Origin of the sequence: uncultured Sphingomonas sp., from assembly GCF_936927845.1 — a bacterium.
Lineage (GTDB): Bacteria > Pseudomonadota > Alphaproteobacteria > Sphingomonadales > Sphingomonadaceae > Sphingomonas.
This window is the reverse complement of the sequence record NZ_CAKZHV010000049.1, coordinates 1-1,432: the sequence shown is the minus strand read 5'-3', so window position 1 is coordinate 1,432 and position 1,432 is coordinate 1. Positions and strand designations below refer to the sequence as shown.

The window sequence follows — 1,432 nt, the reverse complement described above, 5'->3', positions numbered from 1 at the left end:
TCTGGCGTTCCACGCCAGATGGGAGATATCCACTTCGCGGAAGGTAAGCTGGCTGACCGCCTCTGCCAGCACGGCCACCCGATGCCCGCTGCCGTAGTTCTCGGATGCTCCCCGCTTCCCCGTTCCGTTCGTCCATCCGCCGAGCGCCATTGCAACGTCATGGTCTATGCGCGCGGCGCGCAACTCGTCGCGGAAGTTATGACGGAATGAATGGAAGCAGGTGCGAGGTTGATAGGCACCGCAGCTTCGAAGGAACTGCGTGAACCATTTTGAAAACGCGACTGACCGCACGCCCTTGGTGCCGGGGTCGATCTCCTCGAACAGCTTCGTGCGACCGTTGCGGCGTTGCTTCTCCACGAAGTGCAGCAACCCGCAGTCGATCAGGTTCTTGTGGATCGGCATGAGACGCTCACTCGCGCCCGTCTTGAGATTCTTGTCAGTGCTTCCGGCGACAGAATCCTCGGTGATCACGAAGCAACCCACCCCATCGACCGTTCGGATATCGGCGACATCGAGTTGGCAGATTTCGTTCAGTCGCATGCCTGTGTGTAGGCCGATCAGCGGCACCCAGAATCGTGCATTGCGAGGTCGCTCGATTCCCGGTTTGGCATATCCGCGCTCCCCATCGACGCACCCCCGATAGAGCGGAGCGTTGAAGATCGCGTGTAGCTGGCTCGGGTTGAACGGAAAGCGCTTGTCCTTCTTTGCAGTGTCGTCGGGCAGACGCAGGCCGCGTATTGGATTCCGATCGAGTAGCTCCTCATTGACAGCCCAGTTCAGGAAACTCGACAAGTTGGCGAGACAGGTGTTGGCGTTGGCTGCGCTGATGAGGTCGGTTTCGCCGCGCGTTCGAGCGCGATCAGCGGCTTGGCGGGCGGTGAGCTTCGGGAACCGCTTGGCGGCATTGCGCGGCATGAAACGCAGCACGTCGATATAGTCGCGACAATGGGCGCGAGCGAGCGAGCGCATGGGAACGTCTTTGCCGATGATCGACACGGCAAGCCTGCGGCTCGTCTCATATGCCTCCCGCGTTCGGGCTGACCATACCTGCGTCGGGTCAGTCATATATTGCTCGTATGCTTCGCCAAGGGTCAGGCTGCTGGCCGGAACAGATGGCGATCGCTCAATCTCGACCGGTGCCGCATCAGGAATCGTCTGACGCCTTGGCACGGCATCGTCCGACGACGGTGTGAGCAGCGTCGGATCACAATGAAGGCCAGCGGCCCAGCGGCGATGTTCGATCTCGGCTTCGACCCGAGCCATGGCGCTGGGCAGCCGCCGCAAGGCGATCTTCAAGCTGTCCGTTCGAAGCGACTGCCATATCTCGGTGCGGCCCATGAGCACGCGAGCGTCATGCGGAATCCGGCGACGGTAATAGAACTGCGTGCCCCGGATACACAGTCCGACAGGTCGATTGTGTAGCAGTGCTGTG

The 1,432-nt window shown here is 61.0% G+C and carries 1 protein-coding gene; it reads right to left on the bottom strand.

Going from position 1 to position 1,432, the window contains the following annotated elements:
* On the bottom strand, window positions 1-1,395 hold a 1,395-nt coding region (locus Q0579_RS07060; protein WP_366522275.1), incomplete at its 3' end, for a DUF6538 domain-containing protein.
* Window positions 1,396-1,432 lie beyond the last annotated feature (37 nt).